The organism is Arenimonas sp. (assembly GCF_047602345.1).
Classification (GTDB): Bacteria; Pseudomonadota; Gammaproteobacteria; order Xanthomonadales; family Xanthomonadaceae; genus Arenimonas.
Genome location: NZ_JASGHN010000008.1, coordinates 147,197 through 172,484, shown reverse-complemented (window position 1 = coordinate 172,484; position 25,288 = coordinate 147,197). Strand labels below are relative to the sequence as shown.

24 protein-coding genes are annotated in these 25,288 nt (G+C 66.6%); 14 read left to right on the top strand and 10 right to left on the bottom strand.

Going from position 1 to position 25,288, the window contains the following annotated elements:
• Positions 1 to 38: 38 nt before the first annotated feature.
• The 4 genes from QM707_RS11535 (at position 39) to QM707_RS11520 (ending at position 5,644) form a co-directional block, all read left to right on the top strand.
• A complete protein-coding gene (locus QM707_RS11535) occupies positions 39 to 1,418 on the top strand; it encodes a xanthine dehydrogenase small subunit (protein ID WP_415002014.1) in 1,380 nt (459 codons plus the stop codon).
• A complete protein-coding gene (gene xdhB, locus QM707_RS11530) occupies positions 1,415 to 3,736 on the top strand; it encodes a xanthine dehydrogenase molybdopterin binding subunit (RefSeq protein ID WP_415002013.1) in 2,322 nt (773 codons plus the stop codon). Before QM707_RS11535 ends, xdhB begins: the two co-directional genes overlap by 4 nt.
• Entirely contained in the window at positions 3,733 to 4,608 is an 876-nt protein-coding gene (locus QM707_RS11525) for an XdhC family protein (RefSeq protein WP_415002012.1), read from the top strand. The genes xdhB and QM707_RS11525 overlap by 4 nt, the downstream gene beginning before the upstream one ends.
• 136 nt (positions 4,609 to 4,744) lie before the next feature.
• Positions 4,745 to 5,644: an alpha/beta hydrolase gene (locus QM707_RS11520; RefSeq protein WP_415002011.1), complete on the top strand. Its 900-nt coding sequence runs from the start codon at positions 4,745 to 4,747 to the stop codon at positions 5,642 to 5,644.
• A gap of 92 nt (positions 5,645 to 5,736) precedes the next feature.
• Here QM707_RS11520 and ssb read toward each other — a convergent pair whose 3' ends face one another.
• Positions 5,737 to 6,237 carry a single-stranded DNA-binding protein gene (gene ssb, locus QM707_RS11515; protein ID WP_415002010.1) on the bottom strand — a complete coding sequence of 167 codons (501 nt, stop codon included), beginning with the start codon at positions 6,235 to 6,237 and terminating at the stop codon, positions 5,737 to 5,739.
• Between the two features lie 229 nt (positions 6,238 to 6,466).
• On the opposite strand from ssb, the gene QM707_RS11510 reads away from it, so the two are divergent.
• The 8 genes from QM707_RS11510 (at position 6,467) to QM707_RS11475 (ending at position 13,768) form a co-directional block, all read left to right on the top strand.
• On the top strand, positions 6,467 to 6,982 hold the full coding sequence (locus QM707_RS11510; protein WP_415002009.1) for an RrF2 family transcriptional regulator: 516 nt from the start codon (positions 6,467 to 6,469) through the stop codon (positions 6,980 to 6,982).
• Positions 6,925 to 7,113, top strand: a complete 189-nt coding sequence (locus QM707_RS11505) for a DUF2292 domain-containing protein (protein WP_415002008.1) — start codon at positions 6,925 to 6,927, stop codon at positions 7,111 to 7,113. Before QM707_RS11510 ends, QM707_RS11505 begins: the two co-directional genes overlap by 58 nt.
• A 387-nt stretch (positions 7,114 to 7,500) precedes the next feature.
• Positions 7,501 to 8,952 carry a porin gene (locus QM707_RS11500; RefSeq protein ID WP_415002007.1) on the top strand — a complete coding sequence of 484 codons (1,452 nt, stop codon included), beginning with the start codon at positions 7,501 to 7,503 and terminating at the stop codon, positions 8,950 to 8,952.
• A gap of 25 nt (positions 8,953 to 8,977) precedes the next feature.
• Complete coding sequence (locus QM707_RS11495; protein ID WP_415002006.1) at positions 8,978 to 9,988, top strand: sulfate ABC transporter substrate-binding protein; 1,011 nt, start codon at positions 8,978 to 8,980, stop codon at positions 9,986 to 9,988.
• A gap of 47 nt (positions 9,989 to 10,035) precedes the next feature.
• Positions 10,036 to 10,839: a sulfate ABC transporter permease subunit CysT gene (gene cysT / locus QM707_RS11490; protein ID WP_415002005.1), complete on the top strand. Its 804-nt coding sequence runs from the start codon at positions 10,036 to 10,038 to the stop codon at positions 10,837 to 10,839.
• Complete coding sequence (gene cysW, locus QM707_RS11485; RefSeq protein WP_415002004.1) at positions 10,799 to 11,686, top strand: sulfate ABC transporter permease subunit CysW; 888 nt, start codon at positions 10,799 to 10,801, stop codon at positions 11,684 to 11,686. The genes cysT and cysW overlap by 41 nt, the downstream gene beginning before the upstream one ends.
• Positions 11,687 to 11,693: 7 nt before the next feature.
• Positions 11,694 to 12,743 carry a sulfate/molybdate ABC transporter ATP-binding protein gene (locus tag QM707_RS11480; protein ID WP_415002003.1) on the top strand — a complete coding sequence of 350 codons (1,050 nt, stop codon included), beginning with the start codon at positions 11,694 to 11,696 and terminating at the stop codon, positions 12,741 to 12,743.
• A 26-nt stretch (positions 12,744 to 12,769) separates the two neighbouring features.
• The gene (locus tag QM707_RS11475; protein ID WP_415002002.1) at positions 12,770 to 13,768 is read left to right on the top strand and encodes a polyprenyl synthetase family protein; all 999 of its coding nucleotides are present in this window, start codon (positions 12,770 to 12,772) and stop codon (positions 13,766 to 13,768) included.
• A gap of 52 nt (positions 13,769 to 13,820) precedes the next feature.
• On the opposite strand, the gene QM707_RS11470 is transcribed toward QM707_RS11475, so the two are convergent.
• From QM707_RS11470 to QM707_RS11450, 5 genes are all read right to left on the bottom strand, one after another.
• Entirely contained in the window at positions 13,821 to 14,606 is a 786-nt protein-coding gene (locus QM707_RS11470; RefSeq protein ID WP_415002001.1) for a dienelactone hydrolase family protein, read from the bottom strand.
• A gap of 64 nt (positions 14,607 to 14,670) precedes the next feature.
• Positions 14,671 to 15,177 carry a hypothetical protein gene (locus QM707_RS11465; RefSeq protein WP_415002000.1) on the bottom strand — a complete coding sequence of 169 codons (507 nt, stop codon included), beginning with the start codon at positions 15,175 to 15,177 and terminating at the stop codon, positions 14,671 to 14,673.
• Positions 15,178 to 15,198: 21 nt separating this feature from the next.
• Complete coding sequence (gene murD, locus QM707_RS11460) at positions 15,199 to 16,578, bottom strand: UDP-N-acetylmuramoyl-L-alanine--D-glutamate ligase (RefSeq protein ID WP_415001999.1); 1,380 nt, start codon at positions 16,576 to 16,578, stop codon at positions 15,199 to 15,201.
• The gene (gene murL / locus QM707_RS11455) at positions 16,559 to 17,923 is read right to left on the bottom strand and encodes a UDP-N-acetyl-alpha-D-muramoyl-L-alanyl-L-glutamate epimerase (RefSeq protein WP_415001998.1); all 1,365 of its coding nucleotides are present in this window, start codon (positions 17,921 to 17,923) and stop codon (positions 16,559 to 16,561) included. The genes murD and murL overlap by 20 nt, the downstream gene beginning before the upstream one ends.
• The gene (locus QM707_RS11450) at positions 17,916 to 20,543 is read right to left on the bottom strand and encodes a bifunctional aspartate kinase/diaminopimelate decarboxylase (RefSeq protein WP_415001997.1); all 2,628 of its coding nucleotides are present in this window, start codon (positions 20,541 to 20,543) and stop codon (positions 17,916 to 17,918) included. Before QM707_RS11450 ends, murL begins: the two co-directional genes overlap by 8 nt.
• 57 nt (positions 20,544 to 20,600) lie before the next feature.
• Here QM707_RS11450 and QM707_RS11445 point away from each other — a divergent pair, with 57 nt between their 5' ends.
• Together QM707_RS11445 and QM707_RS11440 are read left to right on the top strand one after the other, a co-directional pair.
• The gene (locus QM707_RS11445) at positions 20,601 to 21,467 is read left to right on the top strand and encodes a PhzF family phenazine biosynthesis protein (protein WP_415001996.1); all 867 of its coding nucleotides are present in this window, start codon (positions 20,601 to 20,603) and stop codon (positions 21,465 to 21,467) included.
• A complete protein-coding gene (locus tag QM707_RS11440; protein WP_415001995.1) occupies positions 21,464 to 22,339 on the top strand; it encodes a PhzF family phenazine biosynthesis protein in 876 nt (291 codons plus the stop codon). Before QM707_RS11445 ends, QM707_RS11440 begins: the two co-directional genes overlap by 4 nt.
• A gap of 9 nt (positions 22,340 to 22,348) precedes the next feature.
• Here QM707_RS11440 and QM707_RS11435 read toward each other — a convergent pair whose 3' ends face one another.
• The 4 genes from QM707_RS11435 to QM707_RS11420 form a co-directional block, all read right to left on the bottom strand.
• Positions 22,349 to 22,849: a VOC family protein gene (locus QM707_RS11435; RefSeq protein WP_415001994.1), complete on the bottom strand. Its 501-nt coding sequence runs from the start codon at positions 22,847 to 22,849 to the stop codon at positions 22,349 to 22,351.
• A gap of 166 nt (positions 22,850 to 23,015) precedes the next feature.
• On the bottom strand, positions 23,016 to 23,873 hold the full coding sequence (locus tag QM707_RS11430; protein ID WP_415001993.1) for a glycine zipper 2TM domain-containing protein: 858 nt from the start codon (positions 23,871 to 23,873) through the stop codon (positions 23,016 to 23,018).
• A gap of 68 nt (positions 23,874 to 23,941) precedes the next feature.
• A complete protein-coding gene (locus QM707_RS11425) occupies positions 23,942 to 24,685 on the bottom strand; it encodes an alpha/beta fold hydrolase (protein WP_415001992.1) in 744 nt (247 codons plus the stop codon).
• A complete protein-coding gene (locus QM707_RS11420) occupies positions 24,678 to 25,106 on the bottom strand; it encodes an OsmC family protein (RefSeq protein WP_415001991.1) in 429 nt (142 codons plus the stop codon). Before QM707_RS11420 ends, QM707_RS11425 begins: the two co-directional genes overlap by 8 nt.
• Positions 25,107 to 25,288: the final 182 nt, after the last annotated feature.

The window sequence follows — 25,288 nt, the reverse complement described above, 5'->3', positions numbered from 1 at the left end:
GGCGCAAAGTTAGGCCGTCTCCGGGAGCCTGCTAGTCTATGGCGATGTCGAACGCGCCCTGCTTCCGCCTCAACGGCGAATCCGTCCCGCTCGAAGGCGTCGATCCCCGCCAGTCCCTGCTGCGCTGGCTGCAGCAGCGCCGGCTCGGCGGCACCAAGGAAGGCTGCGGCGACGGCGACTGCGGTGCCTGCACGGTCGCGCTGCTGGAAGCCGATGCCGACGGGCGCAGTCGCTACCACGCCGTGAACAGCTGCCTGTTGCCGCTGGGCTTCCTGCCGGGTCGCGAGATCTACACGGTCGAAGCGCTGGCCGATGGCGAGACGCTGCATCCCGTGCAGCAGGCGATGATCGAATGCGCCGGATCGCAATGCGGTTACTGCACGCCGGGTTTCGTCATGAGCCTGTTCGTCGGCGGTCATGAGGGCGAACTGGGCGACGCCGCGATCGAAGGCAATCTCTGCCGCTGCACCGGCTATCGACCCATCCGGGCAGCCGCACGGCGCCTGGCGCAGTCGCCACCGGCGCCGGACCGTTTCGACGTCGCAAAAGCCGCGCCCAGGCAGCTGCCTGCCTCTACCGCCCTGCCCGACTACCACAGTCCCGCCAGCGTCGATGAAGCGATCACGCTGAAGACGCGACACCCGCAGTCGGCCTGGATCGCAGGTGGTACCGATCTCGGCGTCGGCCTCAGCCGCCACCAATCGGTGGCGCCGGTATTGATCGCGCTCGATCGCATCGCCGAACTGCAGGCATTGCAGGTCGAAGAATCCCGTGTGCGTATCGGAGCAGGCGTTCCGCTGAGCCGGATCGAACGCGAGCTGCACGGCCGAATCCCGCTGCTCGATGATCTTCTCCACTGGTTTGCCGGTCGTCAGGTGCGAAATCGCGCGACGCTGGGCGGAAATCTCGGTTCGGCCTCGCCGATCGGCGATCTGTTGCCCGCGTTGCTGGCATTGGATGCCCTCGTCCATCTGCGCGGCCCGCGCGGCGCCCGCTCGGTGCCGGCCGCCGATTTTTTCCTCGACTATCGCCGCACCGCGCGCGCAGACGACGAGCTGGTCATGGCGGTAGACATGCAATCGCCTGGCTCGCGACGCAATGCCGGCTACAAGGTCGCCAAGCGCCAGACCGACGACATCAGCATCGTCGTCGCAGCCTTCATCCTCGGCTTCAACGGGCAGGGGCTCGTCGACCATGCCCGCCTGGCTTTCGGTGGCGTCGCGGCCGTGCCGCTGCGCGCACACGCGGTCGAAGACTGGCTGCAGGGCCGCAGGCTCGATGCGGATACCCTCGTCGAAGCAGGTGTGCGCCTGCGCGATGCGTTCACGCCGATCAGCGACCATCGCGCCAGCGCCGACTATCGGCGTGCGCTTTGCGCGAATCTGTTCGCGCGTTTCGTCGCGGAGCGCTGCGCATGACCCGCTTCGACCGGCACGCCGTGCACGAAAGCGCCGTCGGTCACGTCACAGGCCGCGCCGTATTCACCGACGAGCAATATCCCTCGGTCGGCATGCTGAGCCTGTATCCGGTGCAGGCACCGCACGCGCATGCACGCCTGCTACGCATCGATTGTGCGGCTGCGCAGGCGATGCCCGGCGTGCACGCGGTGTTGACCGCGGCGGACGTTCCCGGCGAGAACGACACCGGGCCCATCCTGCACGACGAACCGCTGATGCCGGCCGATACCGTGCGATACCACGGCCAGGCCATCGCCTGGGTCGTCGCCGACACCGAGGCGCAGGCGCAGGCGGCGGCGAAGGCCGTGCGTGCCGAATACGAACCGCTGCCGGCCCTGCTCGACATCGATGCGGCGATCGCCGCCGACAGCTTCCACCAGGCGCCGGCGCAGGTCGCCCGCGGCGACGCCGAGGCCGCGCTGGCGCGCGCGCCGCGACAGCTCGCCGGCGAAGTTCGTTGCGGCGGCCAGGATCACTTCTACCTGGAGACACAGGCGAGCTGGGCGCAGGTGGATTCGGAAGGGTTCGTACAGGTGGTCTCTTCCACCCAGCACCCGACCGAAACGCAGATCATCGTCGCGCGCGTGCTCGGCCTGCCCGCGCATCGCGTGGTCTGCCGTAGCCTGCGCATGGGCGGCGGATTCGGCGGCAAGGAGACGCAGGCCAATGCCTTCGCCGCGATCGCTGCGCTGGCCGCGCAACGCACCGGGCGACCGGTCCGGGTGAAATTGCCGCGCTCGCTCGACATGCAGCTGACCGGCAAACGCCATCCCTTCCTCGGCCGTTACCGCGTCGGCTTCGATGACGAGGGCCGGCTGCTCGCCTTGCGCGTCGAACTCTACTCGGACGGCGGCTGGAGCTGCGATCTGTCGCCGCCGGTGCTGATGCGCGCGATGGTGCACGTGGACAACGCCTATTACCTGCCGGACGTGCGCATCGTCGGCCGCATCTGCAAGACCAACCTCGCCTCGAATACCGCGTTCCGCGGCTTCGGCGGCCCGCAGGGAATGCTGGTCGGCGAAGAGATCCTCGACCGCGTGGCCCGCGCGCTCGGCGTGCCGCCCGAGACGGTGCGCGAACGCAATCTCTATCGCGCGGGCGAAACTCCGGATCGCAACCAGACACCCTACGGCCAGCCCGTGGTCGACAACCACCTGCCGCAGTTGTGGTCGCAATTGCTGCGCGACAGCGACTTCGCCGCACGCCGCGAGCGGTTGCGGCGCTTCAATGAGACGAGCGCGCAGGCCAAGCGCGGCCTGGCGATCACGCCGGTGAAGTTCGGCATCTCCTTCAACAAGGTCGACTACAACCAGGCCGGCGCACTGGTGCATGTCTACACCGACGGCAGCGTGCAGCTGAACCACGGCGGCACCGAGATGGGCCAGGGCCTGCACAGCAAGATGCTCGTCGTGGCCAGTCGCGTGCTCGGCGTGTCGATCGATCGTATCCGCGTGATGGTGACCAGCACCGACAAAGTGCCGAATACGTCGGCGACGGCGGCGAGCAGCGGCTCCGACCTGAACGGCCAGGCGGTGAAGGCCGCCTGCGAGACACTGCTCGCGCGGCTGGCGCCGGTGGCGGCGCAAAAACTCGACGCGACGGCGGAAGACATCGTATTCGCGGACGACCACGCGCAGGTTCGCGACGCTCCGCAACGCCGGATCGGCTTCGCCGAACTCGCCGCGGCGGCCTATGCCGCGCGCATCAGCCTGTCGGCGACCGGCTTCTACCGCACGCCCGGCCTGAGCTGGGATCCGGCGGCGGGCCATGGCCATCCTTTCTACTACTACGCGTTCGGCGCTGCCGTCAGCGAGGTCGAAGTCTGCGGCTATACCGGCATCCACCAGCTTCGTCGCGTGGACGTGTTGCACGATGTCGGACGTTCGCTGATCGAGGCGATCGATCGTGGTCAGATCGAGGGTGGCTTCGTACAAGGCCTGGGCTGGCTGACCTGCGAAGAGCTGCGCTGGGATGCATCCGGTCGTCTGCTCACCGATGCTCCCAGCACGTACAAGATTCCGACGGTGGGCGAAGTGCCGGAAGATTTCCGGGTTTCCCTGTTCGAACGGTCCTCGCCGCCGACGACCGAGGTGATCTTCCACAGCAAGGCGGTCGGCGAACCGCCGCTGATGCTGGCCTTGAGCGTGCGCGAAGCGATACGCGATGCCGTCGCCGCTTTTTCTCCGTCGTCCGATCGCGTGGAGCTGGCCAGCCCATCGACGCCCGAAGCCATCCACGCCGCCATCGAACGCATGCGCACCGACGGGAGCGCCGCTTGAACGAACGCCTGTTCGCGCGCCTGGCCGTGCGCCTGGAACATGAAGCGGTCGTGCTGGCCAGTGTGCTGGAAACGCGCGGCGCCACGCCACGCAAGCGTGGCGCGCGCATGCTGATCGGCGCGCAGGACAGCGACGCTAGCGTCGGAGGCGGCCTGGCCGAAGCGCGGGTGCTGGCTGCGGCGCGCGCCTTGCTCGCCGGCGCGGGCGAATCCGAGATCGTCGATATCGACCTGGGCGGCGGTCCCGACGCCGCCGGCGTTTGCGGCGGCCGCATGCGCATCGGGCTTCGCTGCTGGCAGGGGGCCGAGGCGCTCGAGCGCGCGCGTGCGATCGCGAACTCGTTGGCCAGCGGCATGGAGCTCGAACTGGGCGGCGACGAATTCGGCGACGAAGAGGCTCGTGAAGTCCTGCGCCCCGACGACCGCCTGCTGATCGTCGGCGCCGGCCATTGCGGACAGGCGTTATGCGAACTGGCGACGCCGCTCGATTTCGACGTCTGGCTGTTCGATGCCGAAGGCGAACGCCTCGATGCCGCGCGGCTTCCGCAGGCGACGCTTCTCGGCTCCGACTATTCGAAGCTCGCCGACGCCCTGCGCACGCAGCGACGCGTACAGGCGGTGCTGCTCAACCGCGATTTCCATGCGGACGTACGGACCCTGGAAGCGCTGGCGCATTCGCCGCCCTCCTTCGTCGGAATGATGGGCAGCCGCAAGCGCATCGCCACGGTGCGGGCGGCTGTCCCGGGGTTCGACGCGAGCTTCGCCCATCTGGAAGCGCCTATCGGCCTGGACATCGGTGCGCAGACGCCGCATGAAATCGCCGTCAGCATTCTCGCCCGACTGATTTCGGATCGTCACGCGCGCACGCCCTGAGCGTGCCTAGTACGCGGCGGGCGCTCGCGTCGCCACCGGTGGGTCTCGTCGGCTGCGGAGGAGCTTTCGTCGCAGGCCGCTTGTTGCAACTTCGTCGGGCCCGCAGGCTCTGCGCCACCTGCCGACGGAACCGATCATGAAACGATGGCTGTTTTTATTGCCGCTGGCGATGGCGCTCGCAGCGGCGGGCGGCGCCTTGGCCTGCCTGTACTTGCTGGGCGACGAAGATGAAACCTCCGATGCGATCGAAGCGCACGTCGCCTCCTCGGCACTCGGCGAATCGCGCCCGTATCGCGTGCATCTGCCGGATTCCTATCAACGCGAACCGAAGCGGCGCTACCCCGTCGTCTACGTGCTCGACGGCGGAGCGCAGGACGCGCATACCGCTGACTCCTCGGCGCTGATGGCCCGCATAGGCGCGATGCCGGAAGCGATCGTGGTCGGGATTCCGAGCGTAAGCGCGGAACATCGGCAACGCGACTACACGCCGCCGGGAATGCGGCAGGATCTTGACACGCCGGGTAGCGCCTTCGGCCAGGGCGATCGCTTCCTGGCGTTCCTGCGCTCCGATCTCATTCCCGATATCGAACGACGCTACCGCGCGAACGATGCGCGGATGCTGGCGGGCTACTCGCGCGGCGGCCTGTTCGTGCTCTACGCGCTGAGCGCCGCCCCTGACCTGTTTCGCGGCTATCTCGCCAACAGCCCGGCGCTGTGGCGCGACGACGATGCTATGGTGTCGCGCTTCGATCGTTTCCTGGTTTCGCAACCACGAACCGATGCACGCCTGTTCCTCAGCCTGGGCACGGCGGAAAACGAGAAGATGACGCGCGCCTTTCGTTCTGCGCTGGATCGCGTGCGAGCCCATGCACCACCGATGCTTTGCTGGCACGCGCAGTTCACGCCCGATGCCGGCCACAATCACAATGCGGCCCTTGCGACGCCGGTAGGCCTACGTTGGATCTTCGATCCCGGCTGGGTGCCGCCGAGCGGAAACTCGGCTTGCGGTGCGCTTGCTGTTTCACTCGCCGAGTAGCGACCCAGCGACAGGCCGGCGAATCTTCGCCACAACAAGAAGCCCGCATCGGAGCGGGCTTTCTGTTTGACTCGAAACCGTCGGGCGAGGGATCAGAACGGAATGTCGTCGTCCGGGAACGGCTCGTCGTTTCGGCTGGGCGGGGGTGTGTTGCCGCCGCGCGAGGGGCCGCCGCGATCGCCGCCACTGGAATAGCCGCCGCGCGAACCACCGCCACCACCACCGCTGCGCTGTGGGCGTTCGCCGCCTTCGCCGCCGCCGACACCGCCGAGCATCTGCATCTCGTTGGCGATGATGTCGGTACTGTATTTCTCGACGCCGCTCTTGTCGGTGTACTTCTCGGTACGCAGCGAACCTTCGATGTAGACCTGGCGACCTTTCTTCAGGTACTCGCCGGCGATCTCCGCCAGGCGACCGAAGAACTTCACCCGGTGCCATTCGGTGCGTTCCTGCTGTTCGCCGTTCTTGTCCTTCCAGCTCTCGCTGGTGGCGACGCTGATCGTGGTGATCGTCGAGCCGCTCTGGCTGTAACGCACTTCGGGATCGTTGCCGAGGTTGCCGACGAGAATGACCTTGTTGATACCGCGAGCCATGGAGTTTCCTTGTACGAATCGGTCGATGCAGCAAACGGTAAGTATAAGCAGCGGCCGGGACCAGCCGAAATCCGCCCGTGCCCCGATCGGGACTTTCCTACCCCACCTCGCCCATATTTCCTTTGGCAATCAGCCGATTAGCTTCCGGACTGAAGATTTCATGTTCCGGCGCTTGCATCCGCCCCTTATTTCCTATAAACATACTCTGGAATTAGGAAATAGCCCTGCCATGCTGACGATGAAGGCCAAATACGCGTTGCGAGCGCTCTCGACCCTGGCCCGGGCCGAGCCGCAGCGCCGCATGGCCCGCGATATCGCGGCGGCGACCGGCGTACCGGAAAAATTCCTTGAATCGATCCTGGTCGAGCTGCGCGACGCCGGCTACATCGACAGCAAGCGCGGCAGCGCCGGCGGCCACCGCCTCGCCCAGCCGGCCGAGAGCATCACCATCGGCGACATCGTGCGCACGATCGACGGTCCGATCGCGCCGATCCGTTGCGCCAGCGTCACCGCCTACAAGCCCTGCGACGACTGCGCCGATCCCTTCCGTTGCGCCCTGCGCCTGCTGATGGGCGACGTGCGCGACGCCATGTCCGACGTGATCGACCAGCGCAGCCTGCGCCAGTTCGCCGACGAAAGCAGCCGCCTGGCCGAACAACCCCCTTCCACTCCCGCCGAGGAAGCCGCATGGAAATCCGTACGCAACAAGAAGCGTCCGAGCTCGCGCCGTCGTCCGTCCGCCTGAATGCGCACGAGCTCGCGGTGCTGGATGCCATTCGAGCCACGCCGTTCGGCACTATCGAAGTGGTGCTGCACCAGTCGCGCATCGTCCAGGTGGTGAAGACCGAGAAAGTCCGGCTGGAGCCGACCGCCTGAACCGATCATCCGATCCATCAATCGAGGAGGTACGCACACGAAAAAACGCGACACCGAAGCAAGAACCCCAAAACGTTGCACCTGAGTAAGCGGCAAAGCCCTCCACCCCTTGGGCCAAGCCGCAGAACAAAACGTAAAACCCCAAAACGTTGCACCTGAGTAAGCGGCAAGCCCCCAACCCCTGGGTATTGCCGCAGAACAAAACGTAGAACCCCAAGACGTGGTACCTGCGCGGCCTGGGCGGCGCCCACACCCCAAGGGGCGCTGCCCGACCCGCAGGCTTTCGTGACAACACCCCGATAGCAACATCGCAACACCATCCTGTTTCGCCAACACTGCCGACCAGACAACTGGAGGCTCCATGAAACGTTTCTTCCTGGAGGCCCCATGCTGTCCCGTGTTCCTACGCTTTCCCTCGCCATCGCCGCCGTACTCGCCGCGCAACCTGTCGCCGCGACGGCTTCGACGACGCCCTCTTCCGAACAGATCACCCTCGCCGACCTCGCGCAGCGATTGCAGGCGCTCGAGCAACGCCTATCCGCCGGCAACAATCAATCCCCGGATTCCGCCCGCGCCGAAGTCGCCGAGCTGCAGCAACGGCTGGCCGTGCTCGAACGCAAGCTAGAACTGCAGCAGGAGGACGCAACCGCCAAGGCGACCAGCGCACCCGCCGTCGCGGTGAACGACAAGGGCCTTTCCGTGCGCAGCGCCGACGGCAACTACGAGATCAAGTTGCGTGGGACGGTACAGGCCGACCACCGCGTGTTCTTCGGCGACGACGACATTCCGCAGAACGATACCTTCTTGTTCCGCCGCATCCGCCCGACGCTGGAAGGATCGCTCGGACCGTTGATCGGGTTCCGCCTGACGCCGGAGTTCGCCGGCGACAGCGCCACCATCGTCGACGCCTACGTGGACGTTAAGTTCGATCCGCGCTACACGCTGCGCGTCGGCAAGCTCAAGGGCCCGGTGGGCCTGGAGCGCCTGCAATCCGCCAGCGCGATCTCCTTCATCGAACGCGGTTTCGCCACCGAACTGGCGCCCAATCGCGACATCGGCGCGCAGTTGCAGGGCGAACTGGCCAAGGGCCGGGTCAACTACGCCATCGGCATCTTCAATGGCGCGCCGGACGGCCGCGATGCGCCGACTTCCGACGCCGACGACAACTTCGAATTCGCCGGACGCGTGTTCTTCGAACCCTGGAAGAACGATGCGAACGCATTGTCCGGTTTGGGCTTCGGCCTCTCCGCCAGCACCGGCGACAAGAGCGGGCTGGGCAACAATTTCCTGCCGCGCTACCGCTCGCCGGGGCAGTCGGTGTTCTTCAACTACCGCTCGACGGTCGCCGCAGATGGCGAGCACACGCGTATCTCCCCGCATTTCTACTACTACCGGAACGCCTTCGGTTTGCTCGGCGAATACATCCGCTCCGAGCAGGACGTCTGGGTTTCCGGCAATGCCGCGACGCATACCAGCCTGACGCACAGCGCCTGGAACCTGACCGGCAGCTGGGTGCTCACCGGCGAAGACGCCGGATACCGCGGCGTGGTCAAACCGGCGCGATCCTTCCTTGCCGGCGGCGAAGGCTGGGGCGCGTTCGAACTGGTCGCGCGTTACGGCGAACTCGACATCGACGACGATGCCTTCCCGATCTACGCCAACGCCGACAGCGCCGCCTCGCGTTCGCGTGCCTGGGGCATCGGCCTGAACTGGTATCTGACCAGCAACCTGAAACTCGTTTTTAACCATACTCGCGCTACCTTCGATGGTGGGGCCCCGCTTGGCGCCGATCGCGAGGACGAGAAGACCTTCTTCTCCCGCGTGCAAGTCGCCTTCTGACATCGAACCGCCAAGGAGCATCCCGATGAATCGATTCACCACTTTCGCTGCGACCTGGCTCGCCGCGCTCGCCACCAGCGCCGTGTTCGCCAAGGACATCGAGCTGTTGAACGTGTCCTACGACCCGACGCGCGAGTTCTACGCCCAAGTCAATGCCGAGTTCGCCGCCGACTGGAAAACCAGGACCGGCGATACACTGCGCATCCAGGCCTCGCACGGCGGCTCGGGCAAGCAGGCCCGCGCCGTGATCGACGGCCTCGAAGCCGACGTCGTCACCCTGGCCCTGGCCGCCGACATCGACTCGATCGCCGACAAGGGCAAGCTGCTGCCGCCGAACTGGCAGTCGCGCCTGCCGAACAACAGCGCGCCCTACACATCCACCATCGTTTTCCTCGTGCGCAAGGGCAATCCGAAGAAGATCCGCGACTGGGGCGATCTCGTGCGCCCCGGCGTGTCGGTGATCACGCCGAATCCGAAGACATCGGGCGGCGCACGCTGGAATTACCTGGCCGCCTGGGCCTACGCGGCGAAGGAAAGCGGCGGCGACGTGACGCAGACGAAGGAGTTCCTGGCCAAGCTCTTCCGCAATGTACCCGTGCTCGACACCGGAGCGCGCGGCTCGACGACGACCTTCGTCAATCGCGGTATCGGCGACGTGCTGATCGCCTGGGAGAACGAAGCGCATCTCGCGCGCAGCGAACCGCAGGGCAAGGACCTGCAGATCGTCGTGCCCAGCATCAGCATCCTGGCCGAGCCCCCGGTCGCCCTGGTCGACAAGAACGCCGATCGGCATGGAACGCGCAAGGTCGCGCAGGCCTATCTCGACTTCCTCTACAGCCCGCGCGGCCAGCAACTGGCGGCGAAGCATCATTTCCGCCCATCGAAGCCGGAACTCGTCGACGCGGCCGATCTGGCGCAGTTCGTGCCGATCCCGCTGGTGACGATCGAAAAATCCTTCGGCGGCTGGAAGAAGGCGCAGGCCACGCATTTCGCCGACGGCGCCTTGTTCGACCAGATCTACCGGCCGGCGCAGTGAGCTTCGCGTCAGTCTCTCCCTTCAGGATCTCGCGCCAAGCCGGGCCCTTGCCCGGCTTCGGCCTGACACTCGGCCTCAGCCTGGCCTGGCTCGGACTGATCGTCATCGTTCCCTTGCTCGCCTTGTTCCTGAAAGCAGCGGGGCTCGGCCCGCAAGGCTGGTGGGCGATCGCTACCGATGCGCGCGTCGTCGCCGCGATGAAGCTCAGCTTCGGCACCGCACTGGCCGCGGCCTTGGCCAATGCCGCGATCGGCACGCTCATCGCCTGGGTGCTGGTGCGCTATCGTTTCGCCGGACGCGCCGTGCTCGATGCGCTGATCGACCTGCCCTTCGCACTGCCCACCGCCGTTGCCGGCATCGCGCTGACGGCGCTTTACGCAGGCAACGGCTGGCTGGGCCAGTGGCTGGAACCACTCGGCCTGAAGATCGCCTACGCGCCCGCCGGCATCGTGATGGCCCTGCTGTTCATCGGCCTGCCGTTCGCGGTGCGAACCGTGCAGCCCGTGCTGGAAAGCCTGCATCGCGAACACGAGGAGGCTGCTGCCTCGCTCGGCGCCAACCGTTTCACCACGCTGCGCCGCGTGGTCTTCCCGCAGTTGCTGCCGGCCATCCTGACCGGCTTCTCGCTCGCGTTCGCCCGCGGCGTGGGCGAATACGGGTCGGTGATCTTCATCGCCGGCAACCTGCCCTACGCATCCGAGATCGCGCCGCTGCTGATCGTGATCCGCCTGGAGGAATTCGACTACCGCGGAGCGACCGTCATCGCTTCGCTGATGCTGGGTGCTTCCTTCGTCCTGCTTTTCCTGATCAATGCCCTGCAACGGAGGCTGGCGCGTGACCGCATGCACTGAACCTCGCACGACCGCGGCCATCGGCGAACCGCGCCTCGTGCGGTGGCTGCTGACGGGACTGGCGATCGTTCTCGTCACGCTATTGGTCGTGCTGCCGCTGGCGGTCGTGATCGTGGAAGCGGCGCGTGCCGGGGGTGCCGCCTACCTCGAAGCCATCGCCACGCCCGACACGCGCGCGGCCATCCGTCTCACCCTGCTGGTGGCGGTGCTCTGCGTACCCACCAACATCGTCTTCGGCATCTGCGCGGCCTGGGCCATCTGCAAGTTCCGCTTCCCCGGGAAGAACCTGCTGATCACGCTGATCGACCTGCCGTTTTCCGTTTCGCCCGTCGTCGCCGGCCTCGTATTCGTGCTGCTGTTCGGTGCGCACGGCTGGTTCGGACCCTGGCTGCAGGAGCACGGCGTCAAACTGATCTTCGCCACGCCCGGCATCGTGCTCGCCACGTTCTTCGTCACCTTTCCCTTCGTGGCACGCGAGCTGATCCCGCTGATGCAGCAACAGGGCAGCGACCAGGAAGAGGCTGCGGCTTCGCTCGGCGCCGGTGGCTGGCAGACGTTCTGGCGCGTCACGTTCCCGAACGTGCGCTGGGCGCTGCTGTACGGCGTGCTGTTGTGCAATGCGCGCGCGATGGGCGAATTCGGCGCGGTCTCGGTGGTCTCGGGCCATATCCGCGGCCTGACCAATACGCTGCCCCTGCAGGTGGAAATCCTGCACAACGAATTCGACACGGCGGCGGCCTTCTCCGTCGCCACCCTGCTCGCCCTGCTCGCCCTGCTCACGCTTGGCCTGAAGCTCTGGCTCGAACATCGCCACGGCGATGCCCTCGCGGCATCGCGACGTCACTGAGGATTGCATGGACATCCGTTTAGAACAGGTCGGCAAGCGCTACGACGGCCTCGCCGCGCTGCAATCCACCTCGCTCCATATCGCCTCGGGCCAGCTGGTCGCGCTGCTCGGCCCGTCCGGTTCGGGCAAGACCACGCTGCTGCGCCTGATCGCCGGGCTGTTGCCGGTGGACGAAGGACGCATCCTGTTCGGCGGCAAGGACGCGACGCGACTGAGCCTGCGCGAGCGACGCGTCGGTTTCGTCTTCCAGCACTACGCGCTGTTCCCGCACATGAGCGTGTTCGAGAACATCGCCTTCGGCCTGCGTTCGCGACCGCGGGCCCTGCGTCCTTCCAACGCCGAGATCGAACGCAAGGTCGTCGAACTGCTGGAACTGGTGCAACTGGCCGCCTATCGCGATCGGCATCCGGCCCAGCTTTCCGGTGGACAGCGGCAGCGCGTGGCGCTGGCGCGAGCGATGGCGATCGATCCGACCGTGCTGCTGCTAGACGAGCCCTTCGGTGCGCTCGACGCGAAGGTGCGCATCGAACTGCGCCGCTGGCTGCGCGAATTGCACGATCGCACCGGCTTCACCACCTTGTTCGTCACGCACGACCAGGAAGAGGCGCTGGACCTGGCCGATCGCGTCGTCGTGATGGACCGCGGACGCATCGAGCAGGACGGCAATGCCGAACAGGTCTACGGCGAACCCGCCTCGGCTTTCGTCTTCGATTTCCTCGGGCGCTCCAATCGCCTGCGCGGCGACGTGCGCGACGGCGTATTCAGCCTGCCGGACATCAGCGTGACCTTTCCCGCTGCGGACTGCCCGGACGGACAGGCCGATCTGTTCGTGCGACCGCACGATCTCGGGCTTGCTGCAGGAAACAACGGTCTAAGAGCCGAGGTGGACGAAGTGCGGCGCCTGGCAGGGCGCATCAGCCTGGAGCTGGCCGTTCCGGGCCAGGAACGCCGCCTGTTGATGGATGTGTCGGAACGCGAACTGCCGTTGCTGCCTCGCCGCGGCGAACCCATCGCGGTGGACCTGCGACGGCATCGTGTCTTTCCCGTCACGGCCTGATCGGAAGCGCCGGCTATAATGGGCGCATGCCCGATACGCCCAGCCCCAACGCCCTGCCCGCCATCGCCGACATCCAGCGCCTCGCCGCTCCGGAGATGGCCGCGGTCGATGACCTCATCCGGTCGCGCCTGGCCTCCGATGTCGTCCTGATCAACCAGATCTCCGAACACATCGTCGCCGCCGGCGGAAAACGCCTGCGCCCGCTGCTGGCAGTGCTGTCGGCGCGCGCGCTCGGTTACCAGGAAGCGCAGCACCATACCCTGGCCGCCATCATCGAATTCATCCATACCGCGACCCTGCTGCACGACGACGTGGTGGACGAGTCCGACCTGCGCCGCGGGCGCAAGACGGCCAATGCCCTGTTCGGCAATGCCCCCAGCGTGCTGGTCGGCGATTTCCTCTACTCGCGCGCCTTCCAGTTGATGGTCGGCCTGGACAGCATGACCGTGCAGCGCGTGCTGGCCGACACCACCAACGCCATCGCCGAAGGCGAAGTACTGCAGCTGCTGCACGTGCACAACCCGGACACCGATGAGGCCGCCTATCTGCGCGTGATCGAACGCAAGACGGCCGTGCTGTTCGCTGCCGCGACGCGCCTCGGTGCGATGCTCGCCGGCGCTGACGAAGCCACGCAACAGCGACTGGCCGACTTCGGCATGAACCTCGGTTACGCCTTCCAGATCGCCGACGACGTGCTCGACTACGTATCCGACGCCGCCACGCTGGGCAAGAATCTCGGCGACGATCTCGCCGAAGGCAAGGCCACCTTGCCGGTGATCCATGCGATGACGCAGGGCGATCCGGCGCGGCGCGCACGCTTGCGCGAAATCATTTCAGCCGGCGACGTGGGCGCGCTGGACGAAGTATTGGAAGCGATCCATGCCGCCGGCAGCCTCGACTACAGTCGGGAAACCGCCAATCGCTACGCGCGTGCGGCCGAGGCCGCGTTGGGCGGCTTGCCGGACAACGACTGGACGCGGGCGCTGCGCGGGCTCGCGCGCTACGCCGTCGACCGCAAGCACTGAGCGGCGCCTGCGGCGAAACCGGCTCGCCAGCGATTCGCTGCTCGCGTTGCTCCTACTTCGCGAAGGCTTCGCCGAAGAAGTCGTGCATCATCGCCACGCTGCGGCGATAGCTGGGCTCGTGGTACTTGCAGCCCTTGAGCAGCGAACCGTCTTCGTCGGGCTCGGCGAAACAGTGCACGGCCCCGCCGAAGTTGACGAACTGCCAGTCGGCGCCGGCCTCGCGCATCTCCTTCTCGAAACCGGAGATCTGCTCGGCGGGCACGAAGCTGTCGTCCGCGCCGTTCATCACCAGCACCGGCGCCTTCAGCTCCCCAGCCCTGGCCGGTACCGTCGTGCCGAGGTTCGCGTGGAAAGTCGCCGCGCCGGCCAGCTCGGCGCCGCTGCGCACCAATTCAAGCGTGACCGCACCGCCGAAACAGAAACCGATCGCGCCGATCCGATTCGTATCCACCGGCGCACGCTTGCCAGCGCCGCGCAGGGTGGTGAACGCAGCGTTGATGCGGCCGCGCAGCTTCGCATTGTCCGAATACACGTCGGTCGCCGCCTTCCCGGCCTCGTCGGCATTCTTCGGTCGCAATCCGCGCCCGTACATGTCGACCAGCAGGATCACGTAGTCGTCGCCGGCCAGGGTCTTGGCCTTCTCGATGGCACTGGCGTTGACGCCGTACCAGTTCGGCGTCATCAACAGGCCCGGGCGCGGCGCCTGGCTGGAGTCGTCCCAGACCAGATAACCCTCGAACGTCTTCTTGCCATGCTTCCAGCTGATCTTCTCGACGCGCGGCGCGGCGCTGGCCGCGAATGCGAACGCGGAAAGTACGAGGGCAAGCAGGATGCGCATGGCGATCTCCATCGAATCGGGGGGAAGGAATCTTCGTCCTGCCGATGTTAGCACCGCCCTTCGCTCAGTCGCCGTTGCGCTCCCGTCCGCCCCGCCAACGACGCAGGGCCAGCAAGCCCAGGCCGAACAGGCCTGCCGTCAGGCACGCCAGATGCAACGTTTCGAGCGATACCGCATGCAACAGGGGATTTTCGCGGCTCAGGGGCAGGAAGGGAAACATGTCGCCATGCATGATGCCGTCGAGCACGAGGTGGCTGTAAGCGCCGGCCGCCGCGCCGATCGCGACCGGTAGCGGCGTCAGCGCCTTCCAGTGCAGCCAGTCGGGCAGGCGCCATCGACGATCGATCCGTCGCAGCACGACGAAACCGGCGACGACGATCAGCCAGGCGCAACTCGCGCCGGTGATCGTGTGCATGAACCGGTGCAAGGGAAATTGCCCGGTGAACACCAGATACACGGGTTCCAGATCCATCACGCCATTGGCGGCGCAGAACCCCAGGAAGCTGACGTGCCGCGGCGCTATCGCGTGCAGCAATGCGCCGGGACCAAAATGGAAAGGCGTGATCGGCATCGTGCGCGCCGACGCCCGGACCTAGGCGACGCCGAGTCCGGGAATCGCGCTGATCAGGTCCGGATCGAAACCGGCGCTGCGGGCGAAGTGCCGGCCGCGGTCGACATAGTCCTTGTAACGCGGAAAACTCGGCGCGCCGGGCGACAGCAGCACCACGCCCGAGGGTTCGAGCCGGTCGCGGGCGATGCGCACGGCTTCTTCCAGCTCGCCGGCTTCGAACAGGCCGAAACGTCCGCCCTGCGCCAGCGGCTTCAGGCGCTCGTGGATGCGCGGACCGTTCTGCCCCATCGTCACGACCAGCTTCGGCGCATCGGTCACCATGCGATCGGCGAAAGCGCCCCAGTCGACGCCGCGGTCGTAACCGCCGACCAGCAGGGCCACGCTGCGACCCTTGAAGCAATCCAGCGCGGCCAGGCTCGCGTACGGCGTCGTGCTGATCGAGTCGTTGACGTATTCGATGCCGTCGCGCAGACCCAACGACTGCAACCGATGCGGCAAGGGCTTGAACTCGAAAGCGGACTGGGCCAACCAGGTCGCATCCAGGCCCAGCGCCTCCACGGCGGCCAGAGCCGCGCAAAGATTCGCGCGGTTGTGCCGGCCAGGCAGGGGCAGCCGACGCGTATCCATCACCAGCAATGGGCCGCGATACAGATCGGTGTCCTCGAGGTGCCAGCCATCGGCGTCGTTGAACCAGATCACCCGCGTGGTGTCCGGCACCGACAAACCGACGAGTCGCGGATCGGCCGCGTTCAATACGGCGATGCGCGGCGCGCCTTCCGTCACCAGGGCCAGCTTGTCCTGGAAATAGCGCGCTTCCGTGCCGTGCCAATCGAGATGCTCGGGGAAAAAGTTCAGCACCACCGCGACCTGCGGATGCACCGCCTCGCGCGTCTGGTAGCTCGACAGCTCGATCGCCCAGTATTCGGGCGGCGGCTCGACGTCGATCAGCTCCAGCAAGGGTTGGCCGATGTTGCCGGCCAGCGCCGTGCGCTTTCCGCCGGCGCGCAGCAGATGCGCGATCAGGGCCGTCGTCGTGCTTTTACCCTTGGTGCCGGTGACGCAGACCATGCGCGCACCGGCGTTTTCGCCGAACCAAAGCGCGGTGCCGCCGATGAAACGCGTGCCCTGCAAGGCCGCATCGACGGCCGGCGAGGTATAGGGGCTGATGCCAGGCGACTTGATGACGATCTCGAACGCGGCCAGCTTGTTGCCGTCGACGCTCGTATCGATCGTCAGGTTCGGGTCTTCCATCGCGCGGATGGATTCGGCCTCGTTGTCGGAACAGAACACGGTGATCGGCTGACGCGGCAGGCGCCAGCGCAACGCCGCCAGGGCGGCCCGGCCTTCGCGGCCATAGCCCCAGATCGCGACGCGTTTTCCTTCAAGTTCCGAAATGCGCACGCAAGGCTCCCCAGAGCGGCGACGGAATCCCGTGTTCCGCCGATGCTACCAGCAGCGGGGCCAGTTCGAGTTCGGCGGCTTCGAGCTGGGGCTGGATTTCGCGACGGAAGCGGGCCACGAGGGCGTCTTCGCGCCAGCTCGGACTCTGCGCCAGGACCGTCATCGCCGCCCGCGACTCCTTGCCCTCGCCCACGCATTCGAACGGCTTGTGGTCCTGGTACTCGAGCAAGGCATCGAAGCCCGGCGCCTGGTCCGCTTCGTCGAGCAGGTTGCGTCCGAAGATATTCAACAGGCGCGGTTTGGGCATGAAGGGCGCCAGCGCGAGGAAAACGAAATGGCATTTCGGGCAGACGCCGCACCAGCGTTGCGCGGGGCGCTCGCCGAGGATGTGGAAGTTGCGGTTGCAACTGGAGAAATGCCCGTCGTAGCGATCGAGCCGGGCGAACTGGCGCGCCACGGCGAGTTCGGAAAACGGCCGCAGCAGCGAGTAGTACTTCAGGTCGGAGGCCACGCGCTCGCGCAGATGACGGGCGAAGTCGCGTTCGAACTGCCAACCCTTGGACCACTGATGATTGACCTCGCCAGTGCCCGGAATCAGGCTGCCGTAACTGGCCGAGCGTTCGTTCGAGAACACCACCTGGTCCGCGCCCGTCAACAAGGCAGCGACGGCGAGGATGGCCGAGTTCACGGCCGTCACCGGGATATGCCCGTTGTAAGCGCCCTGCTTGTTCATCTCGAACAAGGCCGGTGCCAGCTTGCGTTCAATGTTGAGCAAGGGCAGGCCAGTGCGTTCGGCGCAGGCGCGGATCAGGGGCGAAGAGCCGATCCAGCTGACGGTTTGCGCCACGCCGGCGGCGCGCAGCGCCTCGATGCTGACCAGCGAATCCTTGCCGCCGCCGATGGCCACCAAGGCGTGCGACGACAGGCCCAGCGCAGGCGCCGGCCCTTCGTTCGACTCGGCCGCGACCGGAAAACCGATTTTCCCGCGCAGGTCGAGCCCGTTGCGATAGGCGAATTCGCCGAGACCGTTCTCGTAAACCTCGGTCAGGAAGGCAGCCGTCTCCGCATCGATCGCATAGGAATCGATGCGGATGTCCTGCGGCACCGCCGCCTTGTAATAGCTGACGCCGGCGAGCAGGTGCAGCAAGCGTAGCGCTCGGATCACGCCGCCGAGACGGGCATCGTCCAATGCGAACGGCGCGCCGGGGAAACGCACGGTCTCGACCAGCTCGGGGCCGTCGTCCAGCGCATAGACCAATTGCGCTTCGCCGCTGGTGGCATCGAAACCGCAGCGCACGAAGCGGAAGGCGCGAACGTCCTCGCGACGGAAAACCATCTCAGTCATCGAGCGCATCCTCGACCGGCAGCTCGCGCTGGTTATAGGTATTGGCCATGACGAAACCGTAAGCGCCGGCATGCGCGATCAGGAAGACGTCGCCTTCGCGCGTGCCCTCCGGCAGGAAGCGACGACGCCCCAGTACATCGCCGGTTTCGCAGATCGGTCCGACGACTTCCGCCGACAACGTCGCGGTTTCGTCGAGGCGGGAAAGGTTCACGATCTCGTGCCAGGCGCCGTACAGGGCCGGACGCATCAGCGCGTTCATGCCGGCATCGAGACCGATGCGGCGCAAACCCAGCTTGTCGTTCAACTGCGTCACGCGGGCCAGCAATACGCCGGCTTCGGCGACCAGGTAACGGCCCGGTTCGATCCATAGCGCATATTGCGGCCAGGCCTGCTTGATCTCGGCCAATGCGCGCGCCAGCGCCTGCAGGTCCAACGCTTCGCCGTCGGGTTCGTAAGGCACGCCGAGGCCGCCGCCGATGTCGATCGCCGAGATCGTGCCGATGCCGTCGGCGATCGAGACGAGCTGGGCGTAGACCTGCGGCCAGTGTTTCGGGTCGAGGATGCCGCTGCCGACGTGCGCATGCAGCACGGTGATGCGCGCATTGGCCGTTCGCGCCGCCGCCTGGAAATCGGTCAGCGATTCCACCGGCAAGCCGAACTTGGCCTCGCGTCCGCCGGTGCGTACCTTTTCGTGGTGCCCCAGGCCGTAACCCGGGTCGATACGCAGCACGACCTGCCGTCCGGCGAACACTTCCGGCCAGTGCCGAAGCGGATACGCGCTGTCCACCGTCACCCAGACGTCCCGGGCGAAAGCCGCCTCGTATTCCGCACGCGGCGCGAAGCTCGGCGTGAACAGCACGCGCAACGGATCGAGCGAAGGCAATATCGCGAACAGGTGATCGAGTTCGGCGCGCGAAACGCACTCGAAACCGAAACCTTCCGCCTCCAGCGTCTTCAGCACCTGCGGATGCGCGTTGGCTTTCAAGGCATAGAAACGGCGATCCACCGCACCGATGCCGGAGAGTTCGCGCGCCCGCGCGCGAATGCCAGGCAAGTGGTAGACATAACGCGGCGTCCCGGCCTGCGCCAGCCCGAGCAGGCGATCGCGCTCATCGCGCCACCAGGCGGCGCGGCGCGGCGCCGGCTTCGCATCGATCTGCTTCCAGCTCGGCCCGAAAACCTCGGCCGCGTCCACCGGCATGGCGCCGGAGTGGATCAGCAGCGCATGCAGGCGCGGCATCAAGTCCTCGGCCAGCGCCTCGTCGACGACGAAGGTCAGGTTGAGGTCGTTCGAACTTTGCGAAATCAGGTGCACGCGTTCGCGCCCGAATTCGCTCCAGACATCGGTGAGCTTGTGCAGCAAGGAGCGCATGCCGCGACCGACCAGGGTGACGGCGCTGCAGGGCGCGATGACTTTCACCCGACACACCTGGGCGAGGTCGGCGCAGAGCGCGTCGAGCACGTTGGTCGTGACGAGGTTGTCGGAAGGATCGAGCGAAACGGTGACGTTGGCTTCCGACGAACCGATCAGGTCCACCGACAGGCCGTGGCGCTTGAAACGCTCGAAGATGTCGGCGAGGAAGCCCACCTGCTGCCACATGCCGATGGTTTCCATCGCCACCAAGACGATGCCGCGGCGCGAACTGATCGCCTTGACACCCGGCAAGGTGGCGGCGCGGTCGTCGATGACCGTACCCGCCATCTGCGGCCGTTCGGTATCGCGGATCCACAGCGGCACGTGCGTCTCGCGACAGGGATGGATGCAGCGCGGGTGCAGCACCTTCGCACCGGTCGTGGCGATTTCCTGCGCTTCTTCGTAATCGAGGCGGGACAGCAATCGCGCATCGGGCACGGCGCGCGGATTGGCGCTGAACATGCCGGGCACGTCGGTCCATATCTCCACCCGACGCGCACGCAGCAGGGCGCCGAAATAAGCCGCCGAGGTATCGGAGCCGCCGCGCCCGAGGATCGCCGTGCCGCCGTCCTCGTGCCGCGCGATGAAACCCTGCGTGATCAGCAGCCGACCATTGTCGGCGTCGAAGCGCTGCCGCAGCGCGGCATCGCCCTCGTAGGCGCAGGAAACGGAAAGACGACGCGACCATTCGTTCTGGTTCGGCAGTGAACGCGCCTGCAACCATTGCCGCGCATCCAGCCAGTCCACCGCCATGCCCTGCGAGCGCAGGTAAGCCACGCCGAGCGTGGAGGACAACAATTCGCCCTGGGCCAGCACTTCGGCCTGCCAGGCCAGCTCGCCGCCGGCACGGCGAGTATCCGTCGCCAGCGCGCGCAAGTCCTGCAGGCGCTCGCCCAATACGACATCGGCATCGATGCCCAACTCGACGCAATACTCGCGATGCCTCAGCTCGAGGGCGTCGATGCGCGCCGCGACGGCGGCACCGTCGGCGTGTTGTTCGCAGATGGCCTGCAGTTCGTTGGTGACGCCCGACAAGGCGGAAACCACCACCAGCACGCGGGCTCCGGTCGCCTGCGCATCCGGCACGGCGTCCTGTTCCGCCCGCTCGCGCATCAGGCGACCGATCGTGTCCCAACGATGCCGTCGGGAAACGCTGGTGCCGCCGAACTTCAGGACGATCCAATCGGAAACGGGCGCGGGCGGCATGGGCGACAGGTAGAATTCGGGGGGAGCGCACGTGCGCCGACCGACGAATGATAAACGATGCGCGCAGTCCGCCGCTTCCTCCAGCTCGATGTTTTCGCCGACCGCCCGGGTCTCGGCAACCCGCTCGCGGTGGTACTGGACAGCGAAGGCCTCGACGGCGCCGGCATGCAGGCGTTCGCTCGCTGGACCAACCTGTCGGAGACGATCTTCCTGCTGCCGCCATCCCTGCCGGGTGCGAGTTATCGCGTGCGCATTTTCACCCCGCGCACGGAAATGCCGTTCGCCGGCCATCCCAGCGTCGGCGCCGCGCACGCCCTGCTCGAAACCGGCATCGAAGCGAAAGACGGCGAACTCTGGCAGGAATGCGAAGCCGGCCTGTTGCCCGTGCGCTTCGAAAGCCACGGTGCCGGGCGCCGGATCAGCGTGCGCGCGCCGCGCGCGCGCGTCCTGGGCGTCGACGTAGCGCCTCACCTGCTCGACGCCGCCATCACCGGCATGCGTCGCGGCGCCTTGCCCATCGCCCTGCTCGACAACGGTCCGCGCTGGTGGCTGGTCGAACTCGAAGGCGAATTGGCCGTGCGCGAGTTGCAACCTGCTCTCGATGCGATCGCCGCGCTATGCAGCGCCACGCTGGCGGCTGGGCTGATGGTTTTCGCCCGCGCGGCATCGGGCGAGGCCGCGTTCGTGACCCGCGCCTTCTGTCCGGCCGATGGCGTGGACGAAGACCCCGTCACCGGCAGTGCGAACGCTTGCGTCGCCGCCTGGCTGCGCCACAACGGTGCCCTGCCCTGGCGTCGATACAGCGCCTTGCAGGGGCGCGAAATCGGCCGCGACGGCCGCATCGACATTCAGGTCGATGCGGATGACGAGGTCTGGATCGGCGGTCGCGCCCTGACCGTGGTACGCGGGGAGATGCGCTGGTGAACACGCATGAATTCCTGCAGATCGACGTCTTCGCCGAACGTCCTGGCGCCGGCAATCCGCTGGCCGTGGTCTTCGGCGGCGAGCGGCTGGACGATGCGCAGATGCAGGCGATCGCCGCCTGGACCAACCTCGCAGAAACCACCTTCGTTTTGGCGCCGACGAACGCCGACGCCGACTATCGCGTGCGCATCTTCACCACGCGCAAGGAGATCGCTTTCGCCGGCCATCCGAGCATCGGTACCGCCCGGGCCGTGCTGGAAACCGGCTTCGCCGAGGCGCGCGACGGAAGCCTGCGGCAGGAATGCCTGGCAGGCGTCCTCCCGGTGCGGGTGGAAGGGCCGGCGGCGGATCCGACGCTCTCGGTACGCGTTCCTCGTTCGCGCATCCTGCGCTACGCCAGCGGACAGGACGAGGCCCTACGCCGCGCGCTGCACGGCCTGTCGCTGGGTGCGTTGCCACCAGCGATCGTCGAAGGCGGCCGGCGTTGGTGGCTGGCCGAGCTCGCCGACGAAGCGAGCGTGCGTTCGATGCGACCGGACCATGGGGCGATCGCCGCGCTGGCGAAAGACACCGACAGCCTGGGCCTGTGCGTTTTCGCGCGTTGCGCGAACCAGCCGTTCCAATTGGTGGTGCGCGCATTCCCGCTCGGCGTCGGCATCGACGAGGATCCGGCCTCGGGCGCCGCCAATGCCGCCATCGCCGCCTTCCTCGAAGAAGCGGGCGCGCTGCGGGAACTCGGCACGCGCTACCGCGTCAGCCAGGGCCGCGAGATCGGCCACGATGCCGTGCTCGAACTGGGCATCGACGCGCAACGCGAGGTCTGGGTGGGCGGACGCACGCAGCCGGTGATCCGCGGCACCATGGACTGGTGAAGCCGCCCGCTAGCGACCGAGGAACTGCAGCAGGTTCCCTTCCGGATCCTTGATCTGGAACAGTCGAAGCCCGCCGCTACCCGGCTCGCCCAAGGGGACCGTGAAGGCGATTCCCTTTTCCTGAAGCTGGCGATGCAAGCCCTCGATGTCGCGCACCAGCAAGCCGCCCTTGAAGAAGCCGTGGATGCGACTGGCGCTGGCGGCATCCGGATCGAGCGCGGTGCGCGGCCGCGCATCGGGCAATTGCAGCAGCTCGAGCAAGGCACCGTCGCGGCGAAGCAGGGCGAAACGTATGCCGCGCTCCGGCACCTCGCGTTGTTCGACCACTTCGAAACCGAGCTTGTCGCGATACCAGGCGACCTGGGCATCCCGATCCGCGACGGAAAGCGCCAGGAAAGCGCCCTCCTCGGACAGGGCGCCTGGCGATTCCGTCGCGGCGAACGTGGGCACGGAAAGTAGACACAGCGACAGGACGAGCGCGCTGCGGCGGATGGCTGGAACGATGAACATCGCTTCGTTACTCCCGGGACGGACGGCGAACAGAACGGGATGCCCGTCAACGCCAACGTCCCTGACAGCGCCAGGCGGAATACGTTCAAAAAGAAAGACCCCCGGGCCTAAGCCACGGGGGTCTGCCGGTGCCCGTCGGACGGGCCGACGCGCTTAGCGGTCTTGCTCAGCGGTTGTACGAGTAGCGCCGGTCCTGGACCGCATCCACGTCGACGCGCACGCGGATCGTGCTGCCCGGGTGGAACGGGGTCGTGGTGCGGTAGGTCTGGCCGCCGTAACGATAGGTCACGCGATAGCCCACGACGCGCTCGTCGTAGCGGTCGTCGTAGCGATCGTTGCGGCCATAGCGATCGTCGTACCGGTCGTAGCGGTCGTCGCCGACCCAGCCGCAGCGCTGCACCATGCCGTTACGGGTGGCGTTGCCGTAATAGCCGAAGCCATAGCGGTCATCATAGCGGTAGCCGTCGTAATAGCGGTTGTAGTCGCTGTAGGTCTGGTACCGACCGTCGTAACCGTTGTTGCGGTCGATGTCGCGGCCGATGGCCGAGCCGATGACCGCACCGGCGATGGTCGCGGCCTTCTTGCCGTCGCCCTTGCCGGCCTGGTTGCCGATGGCACCGCCGACGATGGCACCCACGATGGCGCCTTCCCGGCCAGTGTCGCGACCATTGTTGTAGCGGTGGCTGTCGTAACGGCCGTAGTTGCCATAGGCGCCGTAATCATTGCCGTAGCGGCGGTCGTAGTAACGGTGGCTGGCCGGCTCCCACCAGCATTCGCGACGACCGCGGTCGCGCGATTGAGCGATGATGGGGTCGACGTCGATCACCTGCGCGGTATCGAAGCGCGGCGAACCGTTGCGATCGTCGTAACCATATCCATAGCGATCGTCGTAGCGGTCGTCCTGGACCTGGTAGGAACGATCGTCGTAGCGGTCGTCGTAGCGTGCATCGCGATAGTCGGCGGAGGCGCTGCCGGCGGCAGCGATCAGGGCCATCGTGAAGGTCGAAAGCGCGAGGCGTTTCATTTGTTTCTCCGGACGCCGGTATTGGCGTGAGCGCAATCTACGAACGCGCTGGTATACGGCGGCTTAACTCAGCCGCCTTTCTGAATACCGTTCAGCCAGTCGACAGCCTCGCTCGCGGTGCGAGCGGCGCGGCGACCGAGCAGAGGACCGACGTGACTGGCTTCGGGCAGGCGCAAGACGCTGGCGTTCAGCGCTTCGGCGAAGGCCAGCGACACGGCTTCCGGGATGTCGTCATCCTGACCCGACACGATCATCAGTACGGGACATGTGGGTGACGGGAGGGAAATACCGTCATGTGCTTCGCGCAGCACGGTCGCCGACTCGTCGCGCCAGCGCCGGAACGCGTACAGGCAGGTCGCTTCGTCGGCATCGAATAGCGCGCGCCGCGTGCCGGCAAGGCTCGCCGTCGCCGACCAGGGAACGATGTCGGCATAGATGATGAAGCGCGGCAAGTCTGCGCACCACGGTCTTGATGGAAGAGGATTGATCAGCACCAGCGCGTCAGCGAGCGGTGCATTCGCCAAAGCGAGCAATCCGCCCAGGCTGGCGCCAACGACAATCCGCGGCGACGGTAAAGTTTCGATGCGGGCGCGCGATTGCGCGATGTAGTCGTGCAATCGCGTCGCCGCGAGCCCATGCGGAGACGGCTGCAGCTCCGGTGTTGCGACCCGCCAATCGCGCGCGGCGAAAACGCGTGCCCAGATGTTCCATTCCCAGGCGCCGCCACCACCGCCATGGATGAAACAGGCGTGGCGCGCCGAGAGCGGGAAAAGTTCGCCGCGCGTGAGGCGCGGCGACGGGTCTTCAGACAAGCTTGGCGTCCATCGTGACCGGAATGGCCAGGGCGCGCGAGATCACGCAATTGGCCTTGGCATTGTCGGCGATCTCGGCGAACTGCTCGGGCGTCGTGCCCGGCACCGTGGCCGTTACGGTCAGGTGCACGCCGACGGCATGCGGACCCGGACTGGTTTCCATCAGCACTTCGGCCTTGGTATCGATGCGCGTGGCCGTCAGGCCGGCGTTGCCGAGCATGAAGCCCAGCGCCATCGAGAAACAGCCGGCATGTGCGGCCGCCAGCAGTTCTTCGGGGTTCGTACCCTTTTCGTCGCCGAAGCGGGTGCCGAAGGAATAGCGCGTACCGTCGAACAGGCCGCTCTGCGGCGTGCTCATGCGGCCCTGGCCGGCCTTCAGGTCTCCTTCCCAATGTGCGGTCGCGTAACGCTTGAAACCCATGGCCCTGCTCCTTTCCGGTAGTGGAACCGGGAGTGTAGGCCCTTTCCCCTGCCCGCCGCATGACAGCCCGGACGGGTTGACCGGACCGGCCGCAAGTGGAAGGCTAAACCCACGCCGCCCGGGCGGGCGGCGCACTCGCCATGACCGACGCGCGGTTGCGCGAATGCAACCGATGGCAGCGC